We start from the raw sequence: 2,768 nt of genomic DNA, 5'->3' as shown, positions 1-2,768 counted from the left end.
GTTGGAGGGGCAGGCGCCACCGGCGGTGCCTTGGCCGCAGTGGAGCACCTCGTGCTTCGATCCCGAGAGGCTGGCCGGGGCCGCCGCCGAAGCCTTGCCGGTGGCTCTGGCGCGGCTGGAGGGGCAGGCGGCGCAGCAGGAGGCCCGCCGCCTGCGCTGGGATGGCGTCGAGGCCGGTGTGAGCCTGTCGCACGGCCTCAGCCGCGACCTGGGAGGACCAGCCGGCTACGGCACCGCGATCGGCGTGGACCTGAGCGTGCCGCTGCAATGGCGTCGCTGGCGCGACGCCCGCCAGGCCCAGGCTCGCAGCCGGGCCGCGCAGGCCCAAGCCCTCGTGGCCTTGCGCGAACAGGAGCAGCGCCTGGCCATTGCGCAGGCCCTGGACGAACGGGAGTTGCGCGGCCAAGAGCGCTCGACCTATGCGCGGCGGCTCGAGGCAGCGCTGCAGGGCGCGCGCGTGGCCAGCCTGCGGGCCCATGCCTTGCAGGAGGGGGACGGGTACGAGCGGGCCGCGCAGGCACGTTATGCGCTGTACCAGGCACTGGTGGACCACCTGGACGCGCGCGAGCGTGCCGCCTTGGCCGACGTGCAGGTGTTGGCCCTGGCGGGCGAGTGCGACGCCGCCGCCGCGCCCGACGAGAACCTGGAGACCCAGGCGCTGGCGGCGTTGTCACAGGAGCTGGCCGCGGATGCGGTCGCACCGGCACCGGCTGCCGGGCCGATGGGCTGGTATGTCTGGCAGGCCCAGGCGCTGCTGGACGACCCGTCCCGGCTGGACCGTCTGCCCGCGGGTACCGGCCGAGTGCTGCTGTCGTTCGACGCGGCGCAACTCGAGCGCCTGACTCTCGACCCCTCGGCGCACCAGCGGCTGCTCGACTTGCTGGCTCGCCTGCATGCGCGCGGATGGCGTGCCGAGTGGCTGCTGGGCGAGCCGACCTGGGTGCTGCCCCAGCATCGTGGCGAACTGCTGGCCCGGCTGGCGGCTTGGCGCGCGCTGCCCTTCGACGCCGTGCACCTGGATCTCGAACGCAGTCAGTTGCCACCGCAGCACCAGCGTCGCTGGGCGCGCGACCTGCTGGATACGATGTCGGCCGTGCGCCGCACCGTGGACTGGCCCATCGTACTGACCACCCACCCCCGCGAGCTGACCGAGGCCCGCCTGGGCCGGCGACTGCGCGAGGCCGGCGTGGACGAGGTGGTGGCGATGGTCTACGTCACCCACCCGCAACGGGCTCTGCAACGGGCCCGCCAGGTCCTGGACGCCGCCCCCGAGGGGCTCACCGTCTCGCTGGCCTGGAGCATCGAGCCGACCCTCGATGCCGCCCACAGCCACTTCCACCGCGGGCGCACGGCGGCGCTGGCGCAGTGGCAGGCCTGGCACGAGGCCTTGTCGGGCCATCCCCGCTATGGCGGCTGGCTGGTGCAGTCCCTGGAAACCTATCTCGACGCACCGCCATGAAAATTCGCTTCGATGCACCGCCCGGCGCCGGCCAGGACCCCAGCGGCCTGGCCGTGCGCTACGCCGCGGCCAAGCGGCAGGTGCCGCGCTGGCGCTGGTACCTGCTGCTGGCCCTGGTGCTGGCCGCCCCGTTGTACCTGGCCGCGCGCTTTCTGGGCGGCCTGCTGTTCGCCCAGGTGCCTGCCAGCGTGGTGCTCGAACAAAGCGTGGTGCGCGTGCCGCAAGGGGGCCTGATCGAGTACGTGGCCGCGCCGGGGCAGGCCCTGGCGGCCGGTGCGCCGGTGTTGCGGATGCGCGAATCGGCGGTGTCCGCCCCCGCGTCCCAGAGGCCGTCGATGCCGCTGCCGGTGGGGCAGGCCCGCGACCGCATGTTGCGCGAGGCCGTGGCCCTGGCCGAGCGGCAGTGGCGGCTGCGTCGGGAGCGCCTGGCCCGCATCGAGGCCCTGCAGGCCCAGGGGGCGGCCACGCGACCCGAGGTCGAGGCCGCGCGGGCCCAGGCGCTGCAGGCCCAGGCCGACCTCAACCGCGCCCGCGGCGAGCTGGCCGAGCACCGCGAAGCCCTGGCCGCCCAGGCGCACGCCGTCGTCCCGCCGCCGGCCCAGGCCGCCGTCGTCGCCCCTGTCGTCCATGCCGCCTTCGACGCTCAGGTGGCCCGCGTGTACGTGCATGCCGGCGAGTGGCACCCGGCAGGCGCCGAGGCGGTGCTGCTGCAGTCGGCGGGCCCGCCCCAGGTGCAGGCCTACCTCGACCCTGCCGAAGCGCGGCGCGCCCAGCCGGGCCGGCGCGTCACCCTGCGTTTTGCCGACGGGCACCGCGCTGCGGCCGAGGTGGCCGAAATCGTGCCCCATGTGGAGCGTCTGCCGGCCGACCGGGTCTCCCCGCTGTCACCGCGCACAGCGTCGGTGCTGGTGATGCTGCGCCCCTTGGAGCCCCTGCCGGCGCGCTACCGCATTCACGGCTTGCCGCTGGACGTGCAGTTCGGCCTGTGGTGAGGCCCCCTGGCGGGGCCCCTCCCCTGGATGGAGGATGAAACCGCGCAGCAGCTGCTCCATCATCGGCGCTGACTGGAAAAAATTGATTCTTCTCCCAACTGAGGGGAGAGAGGCGCACGGCCGACCCGGCAGAATTGTTGTTCTCGAGGCAACAAAACGGGGCCGGCCGTGGCCGAAGTGGATTGTATGTCCCAGCTGGGCACTTCTCGAAACCTCCCTCCCCCTTGCAGCCCGTGAGCCGGCATGATGGCGCCCATGAGCACATCGCGCATCAAGCCCTCGTCCTTCTGGCGCTCTCAGCCCGGCGCTGACCTGTT

The 2,768-nt window shown here is 73.5% G+C and carries 2 protein-coding genes; both read left to right on the top strand.

Annotation, left to right across the window (positions count from 1 at the left end; translation table 11 throughout):
- Positions 1-1,459, top strand: a 1,459-nt coding sequence (locus tag ACK42S_RS17125; RefSeq protein ID WP_409710410.1) for a TolC family protein, incomplete at its 5' end; no start/stop codon positions are given.
- Positions 1,456-2,451: an HlyD family efflux transporter periplasmic adaptor subunit gene (locus ACK42S_RS17120; RefSeq protein ID WP_409710407.1), complete on the top strand. Its 996-nt coding sequence runs from the start codon at positions 1,456-1,458 to the stop codon at positions 2,449-2,451. The genes ACK42S_RS17125 and ACK42S_RS17120, both read left to right, overlap by 4 nt.
- Positions 2,452-2,768: the final 317 nt, after the last annotated feature.

The organism is Caldimonas sp., assembly GCF_046289365.1.
In the GTDB taxonomy this organism is placed as follows: Bacteria; Pseudomonadota; Gammaproteobacteria; order Burkholderiales; family Burkholderiaceae_C; genus Caldimonas.
This window is presented reverse-complemented; position numbering and strand designations above follow the sequence as displayed.

What these genes read in the sequence shown, in the direction of transcription:
- ACK42S_RS17120 (WP_409710407.1), top strand. Translation starts at nt 1,456, where the DNA reads ATGAAAATTCGCTTCGATGCACCGCCCGGCGCCGGCCAGGACCCCAGC.